Here is a 23,693-nt window from a genome sequence, read left to right as displayed (position 1 = left end):
ACCGGCTGCCGCCTCTCAGGTCACCTCCAGCAGGAGGATCTTGTCGTCGCCCGGCTCCGGCGTGCCCCTGGTGTCCGTCTCGCTGGTGACCAGCCAGAGCCTGTTCCCGCCCGCCGACAGCACCGTGCGCAGCCGGCCGTGCTCCTGACCGAGGAACGCCTGCGGGTCCGCGGAAGGTTCCGCTCCGGCCAGCGGCACCCGCCACAGTCGCTCGCCGCGCAGCCCCGCCATCCACACCGAGCCCGCGGCGACGGCGATCCCGCTCGGTGAGGCGTCCTCCGGCTTCCACTGCGCCACCGGGTCGACGAGCCCGCGCCGGCCCGCCCGGCCCTCCGCCTCCGGCCAGCCGTAGTTCTTCCCGGGCTCGACCAGATTGAGTTCGTCCCAGGTGTTCTGCCCGAACTCGGCCGCCCACAGCCGCTTGTCGGCGTCCCAGGCGAGCCCCTGCACATTGCGGTGCCCGGAGGAGTAGACGACGGAGTCCTCCGCCGGATTGCCGTGCACCGGCTGCCCGTCCGGGGTCATCCGCAGGATCTTGCCGCCCAGCGAGGACATGTCCTGCGCCAGGCTCGTGTCACCGGTCTCACCCGTGCCCGCGTACAGCATCTTGTCCGGGCCGAAGGCGATCCGGCCGCCGTTGTGGACGGTGCCCTTCGGGATGCCCCGCAGCACCGTGTCCGGCGCTCCGAGCTGCTGGCCGGCCGGCTTCTTCTCGTCGTACAGCATCCGGGCGATGCGGTTGTCCGACTCGGTGGTGAAGTAGGCGTAGACCAGGTGGTCCGAGGCGTACGACGGCGACACCGCGAGCCCCATCAGGCCGCCCTCGCCCGCCGGAGCCACCCCGGGCACGGAGCCGATCACGGTCTCCTCGCCGCTCTCCGCGTCGATCCGGCTGATCGTGCCCTCGTCACGCGAGGAGACCAGCAGGTCCCCGCCGGGCAGCGCGGCCAGGCCCCACGGCGACTTCAGCCCCTCGGCCAGGGTCCGCACCACCTTCACCGTGCCCTTGGCGGGGGGCGCGGACGGCGACGGCGAGGGGGACGCGTCAGGTGAGGCGGGCGAGGACCTGGCCGGGGGCGAGGTGCTGGCGGCGCCGGCGGGCCCCGGGCCCCCGCTCCCCGAGCAACCGGCCGCGAACACGAGCGCGGAAGCGGCCAACACGGCCGTCACAGCGGGACGTTGCACGGTACGAATTCCTTCCACAACGGCGGTGCGAGCTGCATGACACCCCTTGATACACCGCCCGGGTCGATCAGGTTCCCCTCCCGGCCGGGCCGATCCGACGAGGTTCCCGTTCCCGTCCCCTGTCCGGCCCGGCCGGCCCGGACCGGCGGGTCAGTCCCACGAACCCTGCGCCGGCGGCAGCGCCGCGATCTCCGCGAGGTCCTCGGCCGAAAGCCTCAGCGCGGCCGCCCGCGCGTTCTCCACCGCCCACCGCTCGTGCTTCGTGCCCGGCACCGGTACGACATGGCGGCCCCGCGTCAGCGCCCACGCCAGCGCCACCTGCGCCGTCGTCACCCCGGCCGCGGGGCCGCCGTGCCGCGCGGCGATCCGGCGCAGCCCCGCCACCACCGGCTGGTTCGCCGCCATCATCTCGGCCGTGAAGCGCGGGTGCCGCGCCCGCAGGTCCTCCGGCTCGAAGCCGCCGCCCGGCGTCAGTGTGCCGGTCAGGAAGCCGTTGCCCAGCGGCATCGCGGCCAGGAACCCCACGCCCCGCGACTCGCACCACGGCAGCAGCCGCCGGAGCGCCTCCGGCGACCACACCGACAGCTCGGCCTGCACGGCGCTCACCGGGAAGACCTGCTGGACCCGCTCCAGCTGGCGAATCGTTCCGTCGTACAGGTCCGCCGCACCGTCCCCGCCCCCGCGCCGGCCCGACCGGACCGCCATCGCGCACAGCCCCAGCGCCCGCACCTTCCCCGCCGTCACCAGCTCCGCCATCGCGCCCCACGTCTCCTCGACGGGCACCTCCGGATCGGCGCGGTGCAGCTGGTACAGGTCGATCACGTCGGTCTGGAGGCGCCGCAGCGAGGCGTCGCACGCCCGGCGCACGTACCCGGGGCGGCCGTTGGCGACGATGTGCTGGTCCCCGACGAGCAGTCCGCACTTCGTCGACACGAAGGCATCCGCCCGGCGCTCCTTCAACACCCGCCCCAGCAAAAGCTCGTTGGTGAACGGCCCGTACATGTCGGCCGTGTCGAGCAGGGTCACACCCGCGTCGAGCGCGGCGTGCACGGTGCGCACGGAGCGGTCGCCACGCTGCTGCGAGGCGCTGTACGCCCAGCTCATCGGCATGCAGCCCAGGCCGATCGCCCCCACTTCGAGCGCCGTCGCCCCGATTGTCCTGCGCTCCAACTCCCCGTACCCCTCCTCGTGCCGCTCCCCAAACTAACCTCCTGGCCATGACTACCGATGTGTGGCTCCCCTTTCCCGCCGAGGAGATCGACGGGCTCCCCGACCCCGCCGACTCGGGCCTGACGTACCGCCTGTGGGACGGGGAGCCCGACTTCCCGGCCGACCCGGCCGACTGCGTCTTCTACGTCGTCCCGTACATGAAGCCGACGAGCGTCGCGGTGCGCCCTTTCGCAGGCATGACCTCCCTGCGCGTCGTGCAGACCCTCACCGCCGGGATGGACCACGTGACGCCGGGCATCGGCTCGCTCCGGCCCGGTGTGGTGCTGTGCAACGCCAAGGGGGTGCACGAGGCCAGCACCGCCGAGCTCACGCTGGCGCTCATCCTCGCCTCGCTGCGCGGCATCCCGGGCTTCGTGCGCGGCCAGGAACGGGAGGAGTGGCGGTCCGGCTTCTACCCGGCGCTCGCCGACAAGTCCGTGCTGATCGTCGGGTACGGATCGATCGGCGCCGCCATCGAGGACCGGCTCGCGCCCTTCGAGTGCGCGCGGGTGGTACGCGTCGCGCGCTCCGCCCGTGCCACCGAGCGCGGTCCCGTCCACGCGCTGGCCGAGCTCCCCGCGCTCCTTCCGCACGCCGACGTGGTCGTCCTGTCCACGCCGCTCACTCCCGACACCCGCCACCTCGCCGACGCCGGTTTCCTCTCCCGCATGAAGGACGGCGCCCTGCTCGTGAACGTCTCGCGCGGTCCCGTCGTCGACACCGAAGCCCTGATCACCGAGGCCGGCAAGGGCCGCATCACGGCTGCCCTGGACGTCACCGACCCCGAGCCGCTGCCCGCCGGCCACCCCCTGTGGCACACCCCCGGCGTGCTGATCAGCCCCCATGTCGGCGGTTCCAGCTCCGCCTTCCTGCCGCGCGCCCGGCGGCTCCTCGCCGGGCAGCTCTCCCGCTTCGTGCGGGGTGAGCCGATGCGGAACCTGGTGTTCACTACCACGTGAGCACGGTGCGAAGTCGTATGCGCGCGGTACGCACTCGTAACTCCGATGATCGTCACGGAGCGTAGAGAACCCCTGTCCCTGAGTGACGGATCTGGTGTATCGTCCCGATCTGGGGGACGCGTCGAGCATGACGACGCGGGGGAACGACGTGATGAGCGATCACAATCCGAGGGGGGCGACGGGCGATGCACGGTCGATGGACCAACGAACCGACGCGACGGGGAACTCGGCTGCGAACCTGCGGGACGCCGGTCGGCGTCTCCACCGGCACCCGTGCGCGGACCTCCGCGCAGGCACCCGTCCGGCCGCCGCGGCGGCACGCACGCGCAGGGGCGTTCCGGTGAGCGCCCCGGGGATGCTCATCGAGCGGCCGCCGGTGGCGGGCGGCGGTCCCGGGCGGGGCTCCGGAAGTGAAGCGGGCAGGGCGCGCGGTCTCCACTACCAGCTCGCCCTCGCCGTCGTCTGCGCGGCCTACGCCACCGGGGCCGCGGTCGGCTGGGGATCCCAGAAGGTGGCCCAGATCATGGGGGACTTCGGCCTCAGTGTCGCCGCCCTGACCGCCTCCGTCTCGTGCTTCCTGTACGCCCGCGCGCCGGGCAGCCGCTTCCGGCCGGCCTGGCTGCTGTTCGCGTTCTCCTCCGCCATGGCCGCCGCCGGCAACGGCGTATGGGGCTGGTACGAGGTCGTCCTCGGCCGGCCGGTGCCCAGCCCCTCCGTGGCCGACCTGTTCTTCCTGCTCTTCGCGCCGCCCGCCATCGTCGGGCTGCTCGTCCTCGCCAAGCGGCCCGTCACTCGCGCGGGCTGGGTCTGCCTCGGGCTGGACTCGTGGCTCATCGGCGGCTCGCTGCTGACCCTGTCCTGGAGCCTCGCCCTCACGCACACGGCCCAGGTCGAGGGCGAGAGCGTCGCGCGGGCCGCGCTGTCCCTGGCGTACCCGCTGCTCGACATCGTGCTGGTGAGCATGGTGCTCGCGCTGCACTTCCGGCGTTCCCAGGCCAACCGCTCGGCCATCCACACGGCCATCGCGGCCCTCGCCCTGACCGTCCTGTGCGACGCCCTGTTCACCTCGCCGCTGCTGCGTGAGAACTACCGCTCGGGCCAGTTGCTGGACGCCGGCTGGTTCGCCGGGTCGCTGCTCCTGGCGTACGCCCCCTGGGGCGCGCGCCGCACCGTCGAGAGCGCCGCACCCGCGCGCGGGCAGCGGCACCTGCGCCACCTCAGCCGACCCGTCGCCGGCTCGCTGGCGGCCCTCACCCCGTACCTGGCGGCGGCCGTGTGCACCCTGGGGATCCTGTACAACGTCATCGAGGGCCGCCGCGTGGACCGCGTCGTGGTCTTCACCGGCTGCACGGTCGTGCTCGCGCTCGTCGTCCGGCAGGGCATCATGCTCGTCGACAACATCGCCCTCACCCACGAGCTGGCCCAGAAGGAGAACCACTTCCGGTCACTCGTGCAGGGCTCCAGCGACGTCATCATGATCGCCGCGCCCACCGGTGTCCTGCGCTACGTCAGCCCGGCGGCCTCCGGGGTGTACGGACGGGAGGCCGAGGAGCTCATCGGCTCGGAGCTCGCTTCCCTCATCCATCCCGACGACCTCGGCGCCGTCGTCCACGAGGTACGGCGCTTCCTGGCCGCCTCCCCGTCGGAGGAGCCCACCACCCGGATCGAGTGCCGCTTCAAGTCCGGCACCGGCGAATGGCTCAACGTCGAGTCCACCGTCAACCGCCACCAGGGCGGCTTGATCTTCAACAGCCGGGACGTCACCGAACGGGTCCGCCTCCAGGCCCAGCTCCAGCACAACGCCGAGCACGACCCCCTCACCGACCTGCCCAACCGGGCCCTGTTCACCAAGCGCGTCCGGCAGGCGCTCAGCGGGCGCCGGGCGGGCGACTCGGGCACCGCCGTGCTCTTCATCGACCTCGACGGCTTCAAGGGCGTCAACGACCGGCTCGGCCACCAGGCCGGTGACGAGCTGCTCGTCCAGGCCGCCCGCCGCCTCCAGGACTCGGTACGCGCCGGGGACACCGCCGCGCGGCTCGGCGGCGACGAGTTCGCCGCGCTGATCCTCGGCGACGGCGGCCACGACCGGTCCGGCCGCGAGCTCCGGGTCCACGAGATCGCCGACCGTCTGCGGCTCACCCTCTCCGAGCCGTACCGGGTCGAAGGCCAGGAGGTGCGGGTCGCCGCCTCCATCGGGGTCGCCTTCGCCGAGCCCGGCATCGGAGCCGGGGACCTCCTGCGCAACGCCGACCTGGCCATGTACCGGGCCAAGGCCGGCGGCAAGAACCGCGTCGAGTTGTACGCCCCCCAGATGCAGACCGAGGTGGTGCGCAGCACGGCGGTCGCCACCCGGCTGCGCACCGCCCTGGAGGACGGCGAGTTCAACCTGGTCCACCAGCCCGTGGTCGACCTCACCACCGGACGCGTCACCGCCGTCGCCGCCCAGGCCCGCTGGCGCTCCGCCCAGAGTCTGCTGTTCACCCCGGCCGAATTCCTCCGGGTCGGCGAGGACAGCCGCCGCACCGGCGAGCTCGGCCGCTGGCTGCTGGAGGAGGCCGTCGAGCAGGCCGCCGAACGCGCCCGGCAGGGCCACCGCGTCCCGGTCGCGGTCCGCCTGCCGGCCCGCGGACTGCTCGACCGGTCCCTGCCGCTCAGCACCGTCGAGAACCTGCTCACCAAGCACGAGATGCCCACCGGCGCCCTGATCATCGAGCTGGCCGACAGCGACCCGAGGATCTCCTTCGACGAGCTGGAGCAGCGCCTGGTGGCCCTGCGCAGGCTCGGCGTGCGCATCGCCCTCGACGGTTTCGGCAGCGGATACGCCGCGATCACCGCGCTGCGGCGCCTTCCGGTGGACATACTGAAACTGGACAGAGGACTGGTCGAAGGTGTGGTCGAGTCTCCTCGGCTGCACAAGATCACCAGTGGGCTGCTCCGGATCGCCCGCGACCTCGGCATGCAGTCGGTGGCCGACGGCGTCGACGTGCCGGAGCAGGTCCTGGCGCTGCGGGCGATGGGGTGCACGCATGGGCAGGGAATGGCCTTCTCGGGGCCGCTCGACGAGTACCGGCTGCGGCGCGCCCTGGTCAGGGACGAGTTCCCGGTGCCGGACCGCGTCGCCCTGCCCGTCCTCACCGGTTCCGCCGTGCCCTCGGCCCTGCCCGGACTGCCCGCGGGGCTTCCCTCGATGCGCTCACATGATGAGACGCGCGTCCCACCCACTTGACACTGGTAGTGCGCCGGGTGGAGGGTCAATGCCATGCGCACCCGAATTCTCGTACTTGGAAAGCGCGTCGGCTGAGCACGGCCCCCTGTTGGCCGTGCGGACCCACACCGGCGCGCTCCCCTCGCTTGCCTCACGGCACGAGGGGTTTTTTGTTGCACTGGCACCCCGCCAAACCAGTCAAACCTCGCGAAAACCCTCAGCTTCGAGAAGAGAATGCCGATGACCGAGCAGGCCACCGGGGCCCACCATCCGCAGCCGCGGGCCCGTACCGGCGGACAGTCCTCCGCCACCGTTGAGCACGTCACGGGCGCGCAGTCCCTCATCCGCTCTCTCGAGGAAGTGGGTGCCGACACGGTGTTCGGCATCCCCGGCGGTGCCATCCTCCCCGCGTACGACCCGATGATGGACTCCACGAAGGTCCGTCACATCCTGGTCCGGCACGAGCAGGGCGCGGGCCACGCCGCGACCGGCTACGCCCAGGCCACCGGCAAGGTCGGCGTCTGCATGGCCACCTCCGGGCCCGGCGCCACCAACCTGGTCACCCCGATCGCCGACGCCCACATGGACTCCGTCCCGCTGGTCGCGATCACCGGTCAGGTGTCCTCCAAGGCGATCGGCACGGACGCCTTCCAGGAGGCGGACATCTGCGGCATCACCATGCCGATCACCAAGCACAATTTCCTGGTCACCAAGGCCGAGGACATCCCGAAGACGATCGCCGAGGCGTTCCACATCGCCTCCACCGGCCGCCCCGGCCCGGTCCTGGTCGACATCGCCAAGGACGCCCTCCAGGCGCGGACCGTCTTCAGCTGGCCGCCGCAGCTGGACCTGCCCGGCTACCGCCCGGTGACCAAGCCGCACGCCAAGCAGATCCGCGAGGCCGCCAAGCTGATCACCCAGGCCAAGCGCCCCGTCCTGTACGTCGGCGGCGGTGTCCTGAAGGCCGGTGCCACCGCCGAGCTGCGGGTCCTGGCCGAGCTGACGCAGGCCCCCGTCACGACCACCCTGATGGCGCTGGGCGCGTTCCCCGACAGCCACCCGCTGCACGTCGGCATGCCCGGCATGCACGGCAGCGTCACCGCCGTCACGGCCCTGCAGAAGGCCGACCTGATCGTCGCCCTGGGCGCCCGCTTCGACGACCGCGTCACCGGCAAGCTCGACAGCTTCGCCCCGTTCGCCAAGATCGTCCACGCGGACATCGACCCGGCGGAGATCGGCAAGAACCGCGCCGCCGACGTGCCGATCGTCGGCGACGCCCGCGAGGTCATCGCCGACCTGGTCCAGGCCGTCCAGGCCGAGCACACCGAGGGCAACGCCGGCGACTACACCGCCTGGTGGAGGGACCTCAACCGCTGGCGCGAGACCTACCCGCTCGGCTACGACCAGCCCGAGGACGGCTCCCTCGCCCCCCAGCAGGTGATCCAGCGCATCGGGCAGCTCGCCCCCGAGGGCACGATCTACGCGGCCGGCGTCGGCCAGCACCAGATGTGGGCCGCGCACTTCATCGACTACGAGAAGCCCGCCACCTGGCTGAACTCCGGCGGCGCCGGAACCATGGGCTACGCCGTCCCGGCCGCCATGGGCGCCAAGGCGGGCATGCCGGACCGCACGGTCTGGGCGATCGACGGCGACGGCTGCTTCCAGATGACCAACCAGGAACTGGTCACCTGCGCGCTGAACAACATCCCCATCAAGGTCGCCATCATCAACAACGGCGCCCTCGGGATGGTCCGCCAGTGGCAGACCCTCTTCTACAACCAGCGCTACTCCAACACCGTGCTGCACTCCGGCCCGGAGGCGACCGGCAAGGAGCCGAGCGCGGGCACCAGGATCCCGGACTTCGTGAAGCTGTCCGAGGCGATGGGCTGCGTGGCCCTGCGCTGCGAGCGCCCCGAGGACCTCGACAAGGTCATCGCCGAGGCCAACGCCATCAACGACCGCCCGGTCGTGATCGACTTCATCGTCCACGAGGACGCCCAGGTGTGGCCCATGGTCGCAGCCGGCACCTCCAACGACGAGGTCATGGCCGCCCGCGGCGTCCGCCCCGACTTCGGCGACAGCGAAGACGACTGAGAGAGAGCTGAGTCAAGAACATGTCCAAGCACACGCTCTCCGTCCTGGTGGAGAACACCCCCGGCATCCTCGCCCGGATCGCCGCGCTGTTCTCCCGCCGCGGATTCAACATCGACTCGCTCGCCGTCGGCGTCACCGAGCACCCCGACATCTCCCGCATCACGATCGTGGTCAATGTCGAGGACCTTCCGCTGGAGCAGGTCACCAAGCAGCTCAACAAGCTGGTCAACGTCCTGAAGATCGTCGAACTCGAGCCCAGCGCCGCGATCCAGCGCGAGCTCGTCCTGGTGAAGGTCCGCGCCGACAACGAGACCCGCTCCCAGATCGTCGAGATCGTCCAGCTGTTCCGCGCCAAGACCGTGGACGTCTCGCCCGAGGCGGTCACGATCGAGGCCACCGGTTCGAGTGACAAGCTCGACGCCATGCTGAAGATGCTCGAGCAGTTCGGCATCAAGGAGCTGGTCCAGTCCGGCACGATCGCCATAGGGCGTGGCGCCCGGTCCATCACGGACCGTTCGCTGCGGGCGCTCGACCGTTCCGCGTAGCGAGACCCCCCGACTTCCACATCCCTCCCCACCGTACGGTGGGACGCAACACCAGCACACCAAGGAGAAGACCCAGTGGCCGAGCTGTTCTACGACGACGACGCCGACCTGTCCATCATCCAGGGCCGCAAGGTCGCGGTGATCGGTTACGGCAGCCAGGGCCACGCCCACGCGCTGTCGCTCCGTGACTCGGGTGTCGACGTCCGCGTCGGTCTGCACGAGGGCTCCAAGTCCAAGGCCAAGGCCGAGGAGCAGGGCCTGCGCGTGGTGACGCCCGCCGAGGCCGCCGCCGAGGCCGACGTCATCATGATCCTGATCCCGGACCCGATCCAGGCCCAGGTCTACGAGGAGTCCGTCAAGGACAACCTGAAGGACGGCGACGCGCTGTTCTTCGCCCACGGCTTCAACGTCCGCTTCGGCTTCATCAAGCCCCCGGCCGGCGTCGACGTCGCCCTCGTCGCCCCCAAGGGCCCGGGCCACCTGGTCCGCCGCCAGTACGAGGAGGGCCGCGGCGTCCCGGCGATCGCCGCCGTCGAGCAGGACGCCACCGGCAGCGCCTTCCAGCTCGCCCTCTCCTACGCGAAGGCGATCGGCGGCACCCGCGCCGGCGTCATCAAGACGACCTTCACCGAGGAGACCGAGACCGACCTGTTCGGCGAGCAGGCCGTGCTCTGCGGCGGCGCCTCGGCGCTGGTCAAGGCGGGCTTCGAGACCCTGGTCGAGGCCGGCTACCAGCCGGAGATCGCGTACTTCGAGTGCCTCCACGAGCTGAAGCTGATCGTGGACCTGATGTACGAGGGCGGCCTGGAGAAGATGCGCTGGTCGGTCTCCGAGACCGCCGAGTGGGGCGACTACGTCACCGGCCCGCGGATCGTCACCGACGCCACCAAGGCCGAGATGAAGAAGGTCCTCTCCGAGATCCAGGACGGCACGTTCGCCAAGAACTGGATGGACGAGTACCACGGCGGCCTGAAGAAGTACAACGAGTACAAGACGCAGGACTCCGAGCACCTGCTGGAGACCACCGGCAAGGAGCTGCGCAAGCTCATGAGCTGGGTGGACAACGAGGAGGCGTGAGCCTCGCGGCGGCGGGTCCGGGGCTTCTCCGGGCCCGCCGTCCCCGTGTTGTTCGCCGTTGGACAACCAGTCCAACCACGGACGGGTGATCCTTCCGCCACGGCGGAATGAATGGCACCGACCGCCACTACACTTCAGAACAACAAACGCGTCAGGCCCACAGCGTCGTGCGTCTTCCACGCGGCATGCCCCCCTCCACCGCCTGCGGCCTCGGGACGGCCGTCTGCACTGGACTTGTGAGGACTCACGTGAGCTCGAAACCCGTCGTACTCATCGCTGAAGAGCTGTCGCCCGCCACCGTCGACGCGCTGGGCCCGGACTTCGAGATCCGGCACTGCAACGGCGCCGACCGGGCCGAGCTGCTCCCCGCCGTCGCCGACGTGGACGCGATCCTGGTGCGGTCCGCCACCAAGGTCGACGCCGAGGCGATCGCCGCCGCGAAGCGCCTGAAGGTCGTCGCCCGTGCGGGCGTGGGCCTGGACAACGTCGACGTCTCCGCCGCCACGAAGGCCGGCGTGATGGTCGTCAACGCGCCGACGTCGAACATCGTCACCGCCGCGGAGCTCGCGTGCGGCCTGCTCATCGCCACGGCGCGCAACATCCCCCAGGCCAACACCGCCCTCAAGAACGGCGAGTGGAAGCGCAGCAAGTACACCGGCGTCGAGCTCAGCGAGAAGATCCTCGGCGTCGTCGGCCTCGGCCGCATCGGCGTGCTGGTCGCCCAGCGCATGTCCGCCTTCGGCATGAAGATCGTCGCGTACGACCCGTACGTGCAGCCGGCGCGCGCCGCGCAGATGGGCGTCAAGCTGCTGTCGCTGGACGAGCTGCTGGAGGTCTCCGACTTCATCACCGTCCACCTGCCGAAGACCCCCGAGACGCTCGGCCTGATCGGCGACGAGGCGCTGCACAAGGTCAAGCCGGCCGTCCGCATCGTCAACGCCGCCCGCGGCGGGATCGTCGACGAGGAGGCGCTGTACTCGGCGCTCAAGGAGGGCCGGGTCGCGGGCGCGGGCCTCGACGTGTACGCGAAGGAGCCGTGCACCGACTCCCCGCTGTTCGAGCTCGACCAGGTGGTGTGCACCCCGCACCTCGGCGCGTCGACGGACGAGGCGCAGGAGAAGGCCGGTATCGCCGTCGCCCGCTCCGTGCGGCTCGCGCTCGCCGGTGAGCTGGTCCCCGACGCGGTCAACGTCCAGGGCGGTGTCATCGCCGAGGACGTCAAGCCGGGCCTGCCGCTGGCCGAGCGCCTGGGCCGGATCTTCACCGCGCTGGCGGGCGAGGTCGCGGTGCGTCTCGACGTCGAGGTGTACGGCGAGATCACCCAGCACGACGTCAAGGTGCTGGAACTGTCCGCGCTCAAGGGTGTGTTCGAGGACGTCGTCGACGAGACCGTGTCGTACGTCAACGCCCCCCTGTTCGCGCAGGAGCGCGGCGTCGAGGTGCGCCTCACCACCAGCTCCGAGTCCCCGGACCACCGCAACGTGGTCACCGTGCGCGGCACCCTGTCGGGCGGCGAGGAGGTCGCGGTCTCCGGCACCCTGGCCGGCCCCAAGCACCTGCAGAAGATCGTCGCCGTCGGTGACTACGACGTCGACCTCGCGCTCGCCGACCACATGGTCGTCCTGCGCTACGAGGACCGTCCCGGTGTCGTCGGCACCGTCGGCCGGATCCTCGGCGAGGCCGGGCTGAACATCGCGGGCATGCAGGTCGCCCGCGCGACGGAGGGCGGCGAGGCCCTCGCGGTCCTCACCGTCGACGACACGGTCCCGCAGCAGGTGCTGACCGAGGTCGCCGAGGAGATCGGCGCGACGTCGGCCCGCTCGGTGAACCTCACCTGACGGTTTCCCGCTCCGCTCCCCGGCCCCCGGGCGCTCGTTCCCACGAGTGCCCGGGGGCCGGATGCGTGAGCGGCCCCCGCGCCGTCACAGCCGCGCGGCCTTCAGGGCCATGTGGAGCAGCAGGCGGTCCTCGCCGTCGTCCAGGTCCAGACCGGTGAGCTGCTCCACCCGGGACAGGCGGTAGTAGAGCGTCTGGCGGTGGATGCCCAGGGCGGCCGCGGTGCGTCCCGCCTGGCCGGCGCAGTCGAGGAACACCTCCGCGGTGCGGGCGAGCTCGCGGTGCGCCGGGGCGAGCAGGGCGCGGGCGGCCGGGTCCCCGGCCGCGGCGGGCGGGAGCGCGGTCAGCAGCCGGTACGGGCCGATGGCCGACCAGCGCGCGACCGGCCCGAGCCGGGGCTGGGCCGCCGCGGCGCGGGCCGCGGACGACGCCTCCCGCCACGCCTCGCCCACGTCGGCCAGTCCCCGGCGCGGCTCCGCGATCCCGGCGACCATACCCGGCGCAGCCCGGTCACCGCGTACGGCACCGGACTGCGCCGGCGCCCCGGCCGCGTCTGGTGCTCCCGGTGCCCCAGGGGCGCCCCGGCCACCGGTCGCCGCCGCGCGCAGCCGGTCCGCCGCCGTGAGGGCGGGCTCCGGCGCGTCGACGGAGCGGAGGCGGATCAGGGCGGCCAGGGCATGCGTTCCGGGCACGTCGCCCCCTGAAGCACCGGGGACCGCGGCCGTCCCGGAGGCCCCGGAGCCGGCGGGAGCCCGGTCGGCCCCGCCCGCCCCGACCGACCCCGCCCCGGCCGACCCCGCCCCGGCCGACCCCGCCCCGGCCCGGGAAGCCGGGCCACCCCCCGTACGGGAACCCAGGACCGGCCCGACCCCAGGACCCGTCCCCGCACGCGGCCCGCGCGCCGCGTCCGGCACGGTGCCGCTCGCCAGCAGGGGGCCCGGCCAGGGCAGCGTGCACAGGGCCGCGGCGCCGGGAGCCGTGCGCGGCGAGGGAACCTCGCCCCCCTGCCACGGCACCACGCACACCAGGGCGTGCAGGCCGTCCGCGTCGGGGCCGAGCGCCGAGCGCAGGGCGGTCAGCGCCATGTCGTACTGCCAGCCCGGTTCGGCCGTCAGCGCGGCGCGCAGCTCGCGCGAGAGGTCGGCGCCCGCCCGCTCCTCGTCCGCGAGCAGTGCCCCGATCCGTTCCGCCACCTCCATCGCCGCCGTCAGCCGGTCGGGCGAGGGCCCCGGGTCGGCGTCGAGCAGCCACACGTACCCGAGGACGACACCCCGATGGCGTACCGGCAGGCAGATGCGGTCACGGTAGACGCCCGCGTCGGGCGCGGCGGGGATGCGGACCGGGCCGGTCGCCCGGGTGATGCCGAAGCCCTCGAACCAGGCCCGTACCGCGGGCGTGGACTTCCTGGTGAGGATCGAGCGGGTGCGCACCGGGTCCATGGCGGTGTCGTCCTCGCTGTCGTGCGCGCCGAAGGCGATCAGCCCGAAGTCGCGGTTCTCCAGCGTCGCGGGGGCGCCCAGCAGCGCCGAGATCTCGTCGACCAGGTCCTGGTAATCACCGTAAGCGCCCTTCACCCCGACATTCTGCCACCCGATCAGACATCTGTATGAGATCCGGGGCACGGATGCGTGACAGGTGTCGATGGCCGGGCATCGGAGCGATCCTTAGGTTTCACGGTGGTTCTCCGTGCCGATACGTATTCGTTCCGCGAGTCCGTTTCCGGCCCCCTTCAGCCCCTGTTCCGTGGAGGTGCCCCGTGCTGGGTCCCGTGATCCTCGCCGCGTCGCGCAGTGACCGCATGCGCCGCTTCGTCTCTGCCGCGCCGGGCACCAAGCAGGTCGTCGCCCGGTTCATCGCCGGCGAGACGGTCGAGCAGGTCGTCCCGATCGTCCGGGAGGCGGCGGCCAAGGGCCTGGAGGTCACCCTGGACGTGGTCGGTGAGGACATCACCACGCGCGAGCAGGCGTTCGCCGCGCGGGACGCCTACCTGGAGCTCATCGAGCACCTGAAGGCGCTGGAGCTGGGCACCAGGGCCGAGATGTCGGTCAAGCTGTCCATGTTCGGCCAGGCGCTGGACGGCGGACACGAGCTGGCGCTCGCCAACGTCCGGCCGGTCGTCGAGGCCGCGGCCGCCATCGGCACCACGGTCACCCTGGACGCGGAGGACCACACCACCCTCGACTCGATGTTCGCCATCCACGAGGAGCTGCGGAAGGACTTCCCCCAGACGGGCTGCGTCATCCAGGCGTACCTCTTCCGCACCGAGGAGGACGCCCGGCGCCTCGCCGCGAACGGCAGCCGCGTCCGGATCGTCAAGGGCGCCTACAAGGAGCCCGCCTCCGTCGCTTACCAGGACAAGGCGGAGATCGACAAGGCGTACGTCCGGATCCTGAAGATCCTGATGGAGGGTGACGGCTACCCGATGATCGGGTCTCACGACCCGCGCCTCATCGCCGTCACCCAGGAGCTCGCGCGCCGCGCCGGGCGCAAACTGGACGAGTACGAGTTCCAGATGCTGTACGGGATCCGCAGCGACGAGCACGTACGGCTCGCCGCCGAGGGTCACCGCATGCGCGTCTACACCGCGTACGGAACCGACTGGTACGGGTACTTCATGCGCCGCCTCGCGGAGAAGCCGGCCAACCTGCTGTTCTTCGTCCGCTCGATGATCACCAAGAACTGAAGGAGTTACGGAACTCATGGACGCTGTGACCCAGGTCCCCGCTCCGGTCAACGAGCCGGTCCACACCTACGCCCCCGGTTCGGCCGAGCGCATCCGTCTGGAGGCCAAGCTCAAGGAGCTGGCCGAGAACCCCATCGACCTGCCGATGACCATCGGCGGGGTCAAGCGGATGGGCGGCGGTGAGCGCGTGGACGTCGTCCAGCCGCACAACCACGCCAAGGTCCTCGGCACCTTCGCCGGCGCCACGCAGGCGGACGCCCAGGACGCGATCGACGCGGCGCTCGCCGCCGCCCCGGCGTGGCGCGCGATGTCCTTCGACGACCGCGCGGCGATCATCCTGCGCGCCGCCGAGCTGCTCGCCGGCCCGTGGCGCGAGACCATGGCCGCCTCGACCATGCTGGGCCAGTCGAAGACGGTCCAGCAGGCCGAGATCGACACGCCGTGCGAGCTCGTCGACTTCTGGCGCTTCAACGTCAAGTACGCCCGCGACCTGCTCGCCGAGCAGCCGCCGGCCAACTCCCCGGGTGTGTGGAACCGCCTCGACCACCGCCCGCTGGAGGGCTTCGTCTACGCGATCACGCCCTTCAACTTCACCGCCATCGCCGGCAACCTCCCCACCGCCCCGGCCCTCATGGGCAACGTGGTGGTCTGGAAGCCGTCCCCGACGCAGACCCACGCCGCCGTGCTGCTCATGCAGCTGCTGGAGGAGGCCGGCCTGCCCAAGGGCGTCATCAACCTGGTCACGGGCGACGGCATCGCCGTCTCCGAGGTGGCCCTGCACCACCCGATGCTCGCCGGTATCCACTTCACCGGCTCGACCAGGACCTTCCAGCACCTGTGGAAGACGGTCGGCAGCAACATCGAGAAGTACCGCTCCTACCCGCGCATCGTCGGCGAGACGGGCGGCAAGGACTTCGTCGTCGCGCACCCGAGCGCCGACCGCGCCGTCCTGAAGACCGCGCTGACCCGCGGAGCCTTCGAGTACCAGGGCCAGAAGTGCTCGGCGACCTCGCGCGCCTACATCCCGGCCTCGATCTGGAACTCCGGCTTCAAGGAGGAGTTCGCGGCCGAGGTCGACGGCATCAGGATGGGTGACGTCACCGACCTGACGAACTTCATCGGCGCCGTCATCGACGAGCGGGCCTTCGCCAAGAACAAGGCCGCGATCGACCGGGCCAAGGAGGACCCGTCCTGCACGATCGTCGCCGGCGGCACGTACGACGACTCGGTCGGCTGGTTCGTCCGCCCGACGGTCGTCGAGTGCACGGACCCGGCCAACGAGGTCTTCACCACCGAGTACTTCGGCCCCTTCCTCGCGGTGCACGTGTACGAGGACGACCAGTACGACGCGATGCTGGAGCAGATGGAGTCGGTGTCGGCGTACGCGCTGACCGGCTCGGTCATCGCGGGCGACCGTGCCGCGGCCGCGTACACGATGGAGAAGCTGCGCTACGCCGCGGGCAACTTCTACATCAACGACAAGTCGACCGGCGCCGTCGTCGGCCAGCAGCCCTTCGGCGGCGGCCGCGCCTCCGGTACGAACGACAAGGCGGGCGCCCCGCAGAACCTGATGCGCTGGACGCTGACCCGCGCCATCAAGGAGACGCTGGTCCCGCCGACCGACTACACGTACCCGCACATGGGCTGACCTTCCCCGGTCCTCCCCGCACGCCGCCCCCTTCCGGCCCCACACCGGACGGGGGCGGTTTTGTGAGCGAGGTGTGAAAGGCGGTCAGTTTCGGGACGGCGCAGCCGGTAACACGCACTTCCATGGCTGACACGAAAACGAACCAGAAGCAGACGCGCACGACCACCGCCGCCAAGAAGACGACCCAGGCGGCCCAGGACGCGGCCGAGTCCGCGCGCGGCATCGGAGGCGTGACCGCCGACAAGGCGCTGGCCACGGCACGGACCGTCCAGCGCACCGCCGTCTCGGCGGCCGAACGCGCCGCCGGCACGGCGGGTGTGGTGTGGACGGTGGTCAAGGCCCGCAAGGCCGTGGTGGCCGGTGCGGGAGCGGGCGTCGCCACCGCCGTGGCCGGCTCCTACGCGCTCGGCCGCCGGGTGGGCCTGCGGCAGCGCGGACCGCTGTCCCGGCTCACCGGCGGCCGGCTCTGAGGCCGGACGCCGGCAGGCGCACGGCACCCGGGCTCGCGGGGCCGCCCGGACCCGACCCGGGCGGCCCCGCGAGCGGGTGACGCCGCAGAGCTCCGGGCAACGCCTCAGAACTCCACGAGCACCTGGTCGAGCGACTTGCGCACCAGGTCCGGCACCTGGCAGTCGTCCGCCGGATAGCCGACCGGGATCACGGCGAACGCCTTCTCGTTCTCCGGGCGGCCCAGCACCTCCGACAGGAAGCGCATGGGGCTCGGCGTGTGCACCAGCGCGGCCAGGCCCGACAGGTGCAGCGCCGACAGCAGCATGCCGACGGCGATCCCGACCGACTCGTCGACGTAGTAGTGCTTGTGCCTGGTGCCGTCCTCGCCCAGCCAGTAGCGCTGCTGGAAGACGACGATCAGGGCCGGGGCGTCCGTCAGGTGGGTCTTCACCGCGTCGGTGCCCAGCGGGCGCAGCGCCGCCAGCCACTCCTCGCCGAGCCGCCCGTCGTACGAGGTCCGTTCCTCGCGCTCCGCGGCCTCGCGGATGCGCCGGCGGACCGCGGCGTCCTTGACCAGGACGAACGTCCACGGCTGCTGGTGAGCGCCGGACGGGGCGGTCGACGCGCACGCGACGGCGTCGCGCACCACCTGGTCCGGCACGGGATCGGGGGCGAACTGCCGTACCGTACGCCGCTGCTCCATGCGCGCGCGCAACTGTGCCGCACGGGCCAGCGACTCGGTCGCCGGCATGCGCTCCGGGCGGTACGGGACGGGCCGGTAGGGGGCGCCGTGGGTGGGCGTCCACCGTCGTTCGGTCGTGGGTGACATACGGCCGAGTCTGCTGCGGGGGTGGCCGCGGCGGGAAGGGCCCGGCACGGGTACCGCCGGTGACCTGGCCGGATCCGCACCACGCACCGCGCCCGCACAGGAGCGCGGCGGGCCCGGCCTGCCACAGTGGGCCGTATGACCGACTCACTGCACACCGCCCACACCTACGAGCTCTCCTCCGCCACGCTCGACGCCATACGCGCGCTGCTGGACGCCGCCTTCCACGGGGACTTCGGCGACGAGGACTGGGACCACGGGCTCGGCGGCATCCACGCGTACGTCCGGGACGAGCGCGGCATCGCCGCGCACGGCAGCGTGATCATGCGCCGGGCGGTGCACGCGGGGCGGGCGTACCGCGTCGGCTACGTGGAGGGGGTCGCCGTACGCGCCGACCGGCGGCGGCAGGGCCTGGGCGGCAGGGTGATGGCGGCGCTGGAGGAAGTCATCGACGGGGCGTACGCGTTCGGCGCGCTGTCCGCCTCCGACGACGGCGCCGAGCTGTACCGGGCGCGCGGCTGGCAGCTGTGGAACGGAGCGCTCCAGGCGTACGGCCCGGGCGGGGTCGTGCCCCTGCCGGACGAGGAGGACTCGACCTACCTGCGCCCCTCGCACGGCCGGGCGCTCCCGGTGGCGGCGCAGGGGGCGCTGCTCTTCGACTGGCGCGACGGCGACGTGCTGTAGCCGGCGGCCGGCGCTCCGGGCCGGTGCTTCGGGCCGGTGCTCCGGGCCGAGGGATCCGGGGAAGAGCGCCTGCGTCCGCCTACGGGCGGGCGGCCACCAGCATCTTCCCGGTGTTCTCACCGCGCAGCATCCCGAGGAACGCCTCCACGATCCGCTCGAAGCCCACCACCACCGTCTCGTCCGGGGCCACGCGGCCCGCGCGCAGATGCGGCACCAGGAAGTCCTCGAACTCCTCCTGCGCGTCACGGTGGTTGCTCACCATCACGCCCTCCAGGCGCAGCGACTTGTCGACGATCCGGAACAGGTTGCGGGGCGCGGCGGGCGGCTCGGTGCTGTTGTACTGGGCGACCGCGCCCACCCACGCGATCCGACCGTGCTCGCGCAGCACGTCGATGGCACCGGCGAGGTGGTCGCCCCCGACGTTGTCGACGTACGCGTCGATGCCGCCCGGCGCCGCCCGCGCGAGCAGCTCGCCGACCGGGCCGTCGTGGTGGTCGAAGGCGGCGTCGTACCCGACGTGCTCCGTCAGGTGCTTCACCTTGGCGGGGGAGCCCGCGCTGCCGACGAGCCGCCCGGCGCCGAGCAGCCGCGCGATCCGGCCGGCCGCGGTGCCGACACCGCCCGCCGCGGCCGAGACGTACAGGTCCTCGCCGGGCTGCAGGCGCAGGGTGCGGGTGAGGGCGACGTACGCCGTGAGGCCGGTGCCGCCCAGGAGATCACTGATCTCGGCGCGGAGCGCCCCACCCGTTCCGTCGGCTACGTCACCACGCCCGAACCGGCCTCCACCGCGGCCGTACGCGCCCTCATCCGCGCGCTCCGCGACGCTTCGTACGCCCCGGGCCAGGGCTCCGTCTCAGATAGTAGGAAGTCAAAGTAATTGTGGAGACAGACGCTCCGCTCGCGCGTAGCGTTGTAGGAGCCGAACGTCTCGCTCCATCCAGCGAACGGCGGTCGTGAGCGCCCGTGCCCCCGGCAGGTGACCCCTGCGGCCGTGCTCCCCGCCCCTTCCGGCGCCTGTCGATCATCTTTCTGATCCCAAGGAGTCGATCCCCCATGGCCGCTGAGACCGCCCGCCGCCGCGTCCGCCACGCCTCCCCCCGCCCCACCGACGCCGAGCGCCGCAACGCCGCCGCCGCCCTCCAGCGCGCCCTGGACCGCAGGGACAACGGCGGCGAGACCGGCCACTGAGCCGTACCGCCGACCGGCCCCGGCGCGCCGAGGGCACTGCCCGGGAGCGCCCCGGGAGCACTGCCCGGGAGCGCTGCCCGGGGCGCGCCGGGCCACCCGCGGGGTCACCTTCAAGGTCCACATGGTGGACGGATGAGTGTCAGGCACTGGGACGGGGAGTAGGGTGCGGACATGTCTCGCAGCATCAATCTCGCAGTGATCCCCGGTGACGGCATCGGCCAGGAAGTCGTGGCCCAGGGCCTCAAGGTCCTCCGCTCGGTCCTCCCGCAGGATGTGAAGCTGGAGACCAAGGAGTACGACCTCGGCGCGCAGCGCTGGCACCGCACCGGAGAGACCCTCCCCGACGCGGAGCTGGAGTCCCTGAAGAACCACGACGCCATCCTGCTCGGCGCGATCGGCGACCCGTCCGTGCCGTCCGGAGTGCTGGAGCGCGGGCTGCTGCTCAAGCTGCGGTTCGCCTTCGACCACTACGTCAACCTGCGCCCGTCGAAGCTCTTCCCCAGCACCGCGACCCCGCTGGCCGGCCGCCCGGACATCGACTTCGTGGTCGTCCGCGAGGGCACCGAGGGCCCGTACACCGGCAACGGCGGCTCGCTGCGCACCGGCACCCCGGCCGAGGTCGCCACCGAGGTCAGCCTGAACACGGCGTACGGCGTGGAGCGCGTGGTCCGTGACGCGTACGAGCGGGCCAACGCCCGGCCGCGCAAGAAGCTGACGCTGGTGCACAAGAACAACGTGCTCGTCTACGCCGGGCACATGTGGAAGAACATCTTCGACAAGGTCGGCGCCGAGTACCCGGACGTCACCACCGACTACCTGCACGTCGACGCCGCGACGATCTTCTTCGTCACCCAGCCGGAGCGCTTCGACGTCATCGTCACCGACAACCTCTTCGGCGACATCCTCACCGACCTCGCCGCTGCCGTGACCGGCGGCATCGGCCTGGCCGCGTCCGGCAACATCAACCCGACGGGCGCGTTCCCGTCGATGTTCGAGCCCGTGCACGGTTCCGCGCCCGACATCGCGGGCCAGGGCAAGGCCGACCCCACCGCGACGATCCTCTCCGTCGCGCTGCTCCTGCGTCACCTCGGGTACGAGGCGGAGGCGGTCCGCATCGAGGACGCCGTCGCCGCTGACCTCGCCGCCCGGGACGGCTCGGCGCTGCGGACGACGGACGAGATCGGCGACGCGCTCGCGGTACGCGTAGCGAGCTGACCCGCCGCCTGGGAGAACCCAGACTCAGCCGCCGGGTCGCACCTGCACCCGGCGGCTTCTCCTGTGCGGCCCCGGGTGTCACCATCAACCCTGGACCGCACTCAGCCGTGCCTCCCTGCGTCGCTCCATGTCGTTTCGTTCACCCGGCCCCCCGGGCGATAATCGAACGCGGGGCCGCGGCATGCGGGAAAGCTCGGACGTCCTAGTGGTAGCGGCGTGAGCGCGGTCCGTCACAACCAACCGGTGAAGGACACAGCACTCATGACGACGCCCACGATCGAGCTCAAGCCCTCCTCGAACCCGCTGTCCGACGCGGAGCGCCAGGCGATCCTGGCGAACCCCGGTTTCGGCCGCCACTTCACCGACCACATGGTGACGATCAAGTGGACCGAGGGCCGCGGCTGGCACGACGCCGAGCTCACGCCGTACGCGCCGCTGTCGATCGACCCGGCGAACATGACCCTGCACTACGCGCAGGAGATCTTCGAGGGGCTGAAGGCCTACCGGCGTCCCGACGGCTCGGTTTCGATGTTCCGGCCGGAGGCCAACGCCGAGCGCTTCCAGCGTTCCGCGCGGCGCCTGGCGATGCCGGAGCTGCCGGTGGAGACGTTCGTCGCCGCGTGCGACGCCCTGGTCCGGCAGGACGAGGCATGGGTGCCGCCGCACGGCGGCGAGGAGTCGCTCTACCTCCGGCCGTTCATGATCGCCAATGAGGTGGGCCTGGGGGTCCGCCCGGCCAGCGAGTACCTCTTCATCGTCATCGCCTCGCCCGCCGGCGCGTACTTCCCCGGCGGCGTCAAGCCCGTCTCGGTCTGGCTGTCGGAGAACTACGTCCGCGCCGTCCCCGGCGGCATGGGCTTCGCCAAGACCGGCGGCAACTACGCGGCCTCGCTGCTCGCCCAGGCCGAGGCGGCCGAGAAGGGCTGCGACCAGGTGGTCTGGCTCGACGCGCTGGAGCACCGCTGGGTCGAGGAGATGGGCGGCATGAACCTGTACTTCGTGTACGGGGACAGGATCGTCACGCCCGAGCTGACCGGCTCCCTCCTCGCCGGCATCACCCGTGACTCGCTCCTCCGTCTCGCCCGCGACCTCGGGTACGAGTCGGAGGAGGGCCGCATCTCCACCGAGCAGTGGAAGCGCGACACCGAGAACGGCACCCTCACCGAGGTCTTCGCGTGCGGCACGGCCGCGGTCATCACCCCGGTCGGCACGGTCAAGTCGACCGGCGGCGAGTGGACCCAGGGCGACGGCACGCCCGGCGAGGTCACCCTGAAGCTGCGCAAGGCGCTGCTGGACATCCAGACCGGCGCCGCCGAGGACGTCCACGGCTGGACCCACCGGGTCGGCTGACCTCCCGCCCGTACGCGACGCGAAGCGCCCGTGCCCCCCGCTCGAAGGGCACGGGCGCTTCGCGTGCCGCGGGTCAGGACGCGGCGGTCCGGGGCTCCGGTGCCGTGGCCGGGGAGAGGGCCGTCAGGGCCGCGTACAGCAGGCCGCCCGCCAGGCCCGACAGGATGAAGCTGCAGTCCACGCCGCCGGTCAGCGCCAGCAGCGGACCCTCGTACAGCGGCGTCGACACGGACGCGAGACCCACCGCGGCGCCCAGCGCCCAGGCGGCCGTGGCGCGGGGCTCCCAGCCGGCGCGGAACCAGTACGCACCGCCCCGCGCGCGGCGGTTGAGGACCTGGAGCGCCTCCGGGTCGTAGGCGCCGCCGCAGCGGAGGTGGCCCATCAGCGTGATGACGGCCCACGGGGTGCCGATCGCGGTCAGCAGCAGCACGAACGACGTCATCGCCGACTGCGCGTCCCACGCGAAGTGCCCCACGAACACGAACGCCGTCGCCACGGCCGCCACCACCAGCGTGGCCGTGGTGCGCGTGGCACGCGGCACGATGGCGTCCAGGTCGAGTCCCATCGAGTAGAGCATCAGGCCCGCGTTGCCGACCGACCCGGCGCCCGCCGCCACCAGCAGCGGCAGCAGGTACCACGGCGCCGCCGTCCCGACCAGCGGCCCCGCGTAGTCCGTCCCGGCCCGCGCGGCCAGCGCGGTGAACGTACCGAAGAGCTGCGGGAGCAGCAGGCCGGCCAGCAGCCCCGCGCAGGTGGCCCGCCACACGGAGCGCGGGCTGTGCCGCCGGGGCGAGACGTACCGCGTGTAGTCGCCGAGCAGGGTGATGAAGGCGATGGGCCCGCTCAGGCCCGCGGCGACGGCGGACAGCAGCCAGGTGGGCCAGAACGAGCCCAGCAGGTACGGCGTGTCCGGCGGCGGTGCGGTGGTGAAGTCGCCCGCGTACGCGACGATGCCGAGGACGAGGAGCAGCGTCATGCCGAGCGCCAGCACCCTGCTGAGCCGCAGCAGCAGCCGGTAGCCGTACACGGCGGCGACCACCGTGCAGCCGGCGAGGAGCACGTACACGAACGTGTGGGCCCCGGCTCCGGTCGGCACGTCGAAGAGGCGGGAGAGCGTGCCGAGCACCACGTCGCCGCCGATCCAGAGCGTCAGAGCGGTGTACCCGAGCGACAGCAGCAGTCCGACGACCGAGCCGACGAGCCGCCCGCGCACGCCGAAGAAGGCGCCGCTGGAGGTCGACAGGTTGGTCGCGGTGCGCAGCGAGACCAGGGCGAGCGGGGCGGTGACGGCCACGCCGAGGACCGTGCCGGCCACGATCGAGCTCACCGCGGGCCACAGCCCGAGCCCGAAGGAGACCGGCAGCCAGCCGAAGACGATCACGCCCAGGCACAGGTTCGACCCCACCAGGATCGACATCAGGTCGCGCGGGCCGCTGGTGCGTTCCGCTTCGGGGATGGTGTCGACTCCGTGCTGTTCGATCGGCATGCGCTGCTCCCTGTTCGCCGGGCGCCGGCTCCTGCGGTGGTTTGAGTGTCGCT

The 23,693-nt window shown here is 72.1% G+C and carries 18 protein-coding genes and 2 pseudogenes; 14 read left to right on the top strand and 6 right to left on the bottom strand.

Translation table 11 applies throughout. The features are described 5' to 3' along the window. Positions 1-15: 15 nt before the first annotated feature. On the bottom strand, positions 16-1,170 hold the full coding sequence (locus IH00_RS0114640; RefSeq protein ID WP_031073549.1) for a PQQ-dependent sugar dehydrogenase: 1,155 nt from the start codon (positions 1,168-1,170) through the stop codon (positions 16-18). Between the two features lie 165 nt (positions 1,171-1,335). Beyond that, positions 1,336-2,355 carry an aldo/keto reductase gene (locus tag IH00_RS0114635; RefSeq protein ID WP_031073547.1) on the bottom strand — a complete coding sequence of 340 codons (1,020 nt, stop codon included), beginning with the start codon at positions 2,353-2,355 and terminating at the stop codon, positions 1,336-1,338. A 47-nt stretch (positions 2,356-2,402) separates the two neighbouring features. Between IH00_RS0114635 and IH00_RS0114630 the strand changes: the two genes are divergently transcribed. The 6 genes from IH00_RS0114630 (at position 2,403) to serA (ending at position 12,112) form a co-directional block, all read left to right on the top strand. Beyond that, on the top strand, positions 2,403-3,353 hold the full coding sequence (locus IH00_RS0114630; RefSeq protein ID WP_199819757.1) for a 2-hydroxyacid dehydrogenase: 951 nt from the start codon (positions 2,403-2,405) through the stop codon (positions 3,351-3,353). A 340-nt stretch (positions 3,354-3,693) separates the two neighbouring features. Next, positions 3,694-6,579: a putative bifunctional diguanylate cyclase/phosphodiesterase gene (locus IH00_RS0114625; protein ID WP_234334849.1), complete on the top strand. Its 2,886-nt coding sequence runs from the start codon at positions 3,694-3,696 to the stop codon at positions 6,577-6,579. Positions 6,580-6,798: 219 nt separating this feature from the next. Further along, positions 6,799-8,652: an acetolactate synthase large subunit gene (locus tag IH00_RS0114620; protein WP_031073541.1), complete on the top strand. Its 1,854-nt coding sequence runs from the start codon at positions 6,799-6,801 to the stop codon at positions 8,650-8,652. A gap of 20 nt (positions 8,653-8,672) precedes the next feature. Continuing rightward, positions 8,673-9,197, top strand: a complete 525-nt coding sequence (ilvN, locus tag IH00_RS0114615; RefSeq protein ID WP_019889675.1) for an acetolactate synthase small subunit — start codon at positions 8,673-8,675, stop codon at positions 9,195-9,197. A gap of 75 nt (positions 9,198-9,272) precedes the next feature. Continuing rightward, on the top strand, positions 9,273-10,274 hold the full coding sequence (gene ilvC, locus IH00_RS0114610) for a ketol-acid reductoisomerase (protein WP_031073538.1): 1,002 nt from the start codon (positions 9,273-9,275) through the stop codon (positions 10,272-10,274). A 248-nt stretch (positions 10,275-10,522) separates the two neighbouring features. Further along, complete coding sequence (serA, locus tag IH00_RS0114605; protein ID WP_031073536.1) at positions 10,523-12,112, top strand: phosphoglycerate dehydrogenase; 1,590 nt, start codon at positions 10,523-10,525, stop codon at positions 12,110-12,112. An 84-nt stretch (positions 12,113-12,196) separates the two neighbouring features. Here serA and IH00_RS0114600 read toward each other — a convergent pair whose 3' ends face one another. Beyond that, a complete protein-coding gene (locus IH00_RS0114600; RefSeq protein ID WP_031073535.1) occupies positions 12,197-13,684 on the bottom strand; it encodes a PucR family transcriptional regulator in 1,488 nt (495 codons plus the stop codon). Positions 13,685-13,866: 182 nt separating this feature from the next. On the opposite strand from IH00_RS0114600, the gene IH00_RS0114595 reads away from it, so the two are divergent. From IH00_RS0114595 to IH00_RS0114585, 3 genes are all read left to right on the top strand, one after another. Then, the gene (locus IH00_RS0114595) at positions 13,867-14,793 is read left to right on the top strand and encodes a proline dehydrogenase family protein (protein WP_031073534.1); all 927 of its coding nucleotides are present in this window, start codon (positions 13,867-13,869) and stop codon (positions 14,791-14,793) included. A 16-nt stretch (positions 14,794-14,809) separates the two neighbouring features. Next, the gene (pruA, locus tag IH00_RS0114590) at positions 14,810-16,441 is read left to right on the top strand and encodes an L-glutamate gamma-semialdehyde dehydrogenase (protein WP_031073532.1); all 1,632 of its coding nucleotides are present in this window, start codon (positions 14,810-14,812) and stop codon (positions 16,439-16,441) included. 122 nt (positions 16,442-16,563) lie between these two features. Beyond that, a complete protein-coding gene (locus IH00_RS0114585; RefSeq protein WP_052411386.1) occupies positions 16,564-16,911 on the top strand; it encodes a hypothetical protein in 348 nt (115 codons plus the stop codon). A 104-nt stretch (positions 16,912-17,015) separates the two neighbouring features. On the opposite strand, the gene IH00_RS0114580 is transcribed toward IH00_RS0114585, so the two are convergent. Further along, positions 17,016-17,720 (bottom strand): nitroreductase family protein, encoded by a 705-nt coding sequence (locus tag IH00_RS0114580; protein WP_031073528.1) that lies wholly within the window; start codon positions 17,718-17,720, stop codon positions 17,016-17,018. 135 nt (positions 17,721-17,855) lie between these two features. Between IH00_RS0114580 and IH00_RS0114575 the strand changes: the two genes are divergently transcribed. Then, on the top strand, positions 17,856-18,401 hold the full coding sequence (locus IH00_RS0114575) for a GNAT family N-acetyltransferase (protein WP_031073526.1): 546 nt from the start codon (positions 17,856-17,858) through the stop codon (positions 18,399-18,401). Positions 18,402-18,480: 79 nt separating this feature from the next. On the opposite strand, the pseudogene IH00_RS0114570 reads toward IH00_RS0114575, so the two are convergent. Further along, positions 18,481-19,146, bottom strand: a pseudogene (locus tag IH00_RS0114570) (zinc-binding dehydrogenase); the annotation flags it as partial. Here IH00_RS0114570 and IH00_RS41840 point away from each other — a divergent pair. From IH00_RS41840 to IH00_RS0114550, 4 genes and pseudogenes are all read left to right on the top strand, one after another. Continuing rightward, positions 19,117-19,278 (top strand): annotated as a pseudogene (locus IH00_RS41840) (LysR family transcriptional regulator); the annotation flags it as partial. The pseudogenes IH00_RS0114570 and IH00_RS41840 sit on opposite strands and share 30 nt — an antisense overlap. A gap of 176 nt (positions 19,279-19,454) precedes the next feature. After that, positions 19,455-19,589, top strand: a complete 135-nt coding sequence (locus IH00_RS45055) for a hypothetical protein (RefSeq protein WP_267882567.1) — start codon at positions 19,455-19,457, stop codon at positions 19,587-19,589. A 171-nt stretch (positions 19,590-19,760) separates the two neighbouring features. Continuing rightward, positions 19,761-20,804, top strand: a complete 1,044-nt coding sequence (locus tag IH00_RS0114555; RefSeq protein WP_031073520.1) for a 3-isopropylmalate dehydrogenase — start codon at positions 19,761-19,763, stop codon at positions 20,802-20,804. 261 nt (positions 20,805-21,065) lie between these two features. Next, positions 21,066-22,154, top strand: coding sequence for a branched-chain amino acid aminotransferase (locus IH00_RS0114550; RefSeq protein WP_031073518.1), 1,089 nt, complete (start codon positions 21,066-21,068; stop codon positions 22,152-22,154). A gap of 73 nt (positions 22,155-22,227) precedes the next feature. Here the strand turns inward: IH00_RS0114550 and IH00_RS0114545 are convergent, their stop codons facing one another. Continuing rightward, positions 22,228-23,640, bottom strand: coding sequence for a cytosine permease (locus IH00_RS0114545; protein WP_031073516.1), 1,413 nt, complete (start codon positions 23,638-23,640; stop codon positions 22,228-22,230). Positions 23,641-23,693: the final 53 nt, after the last annotated feature.

The organism is Streptomyces sp. NRRL S-118, from assembly GCF_000716335.1.
In the GTDB taxonomy this organism is placed as follows: Bacteria; Actinomycetota; Actinomycetes; order Streptomycetales; family Streptomycetaceae; genus Streptomyces.
The sequence above is the reverse complement of the archived record's forward strand: the minus strand, read 5'-3'. Positions and strand labels throughout refer to the sequence as shown.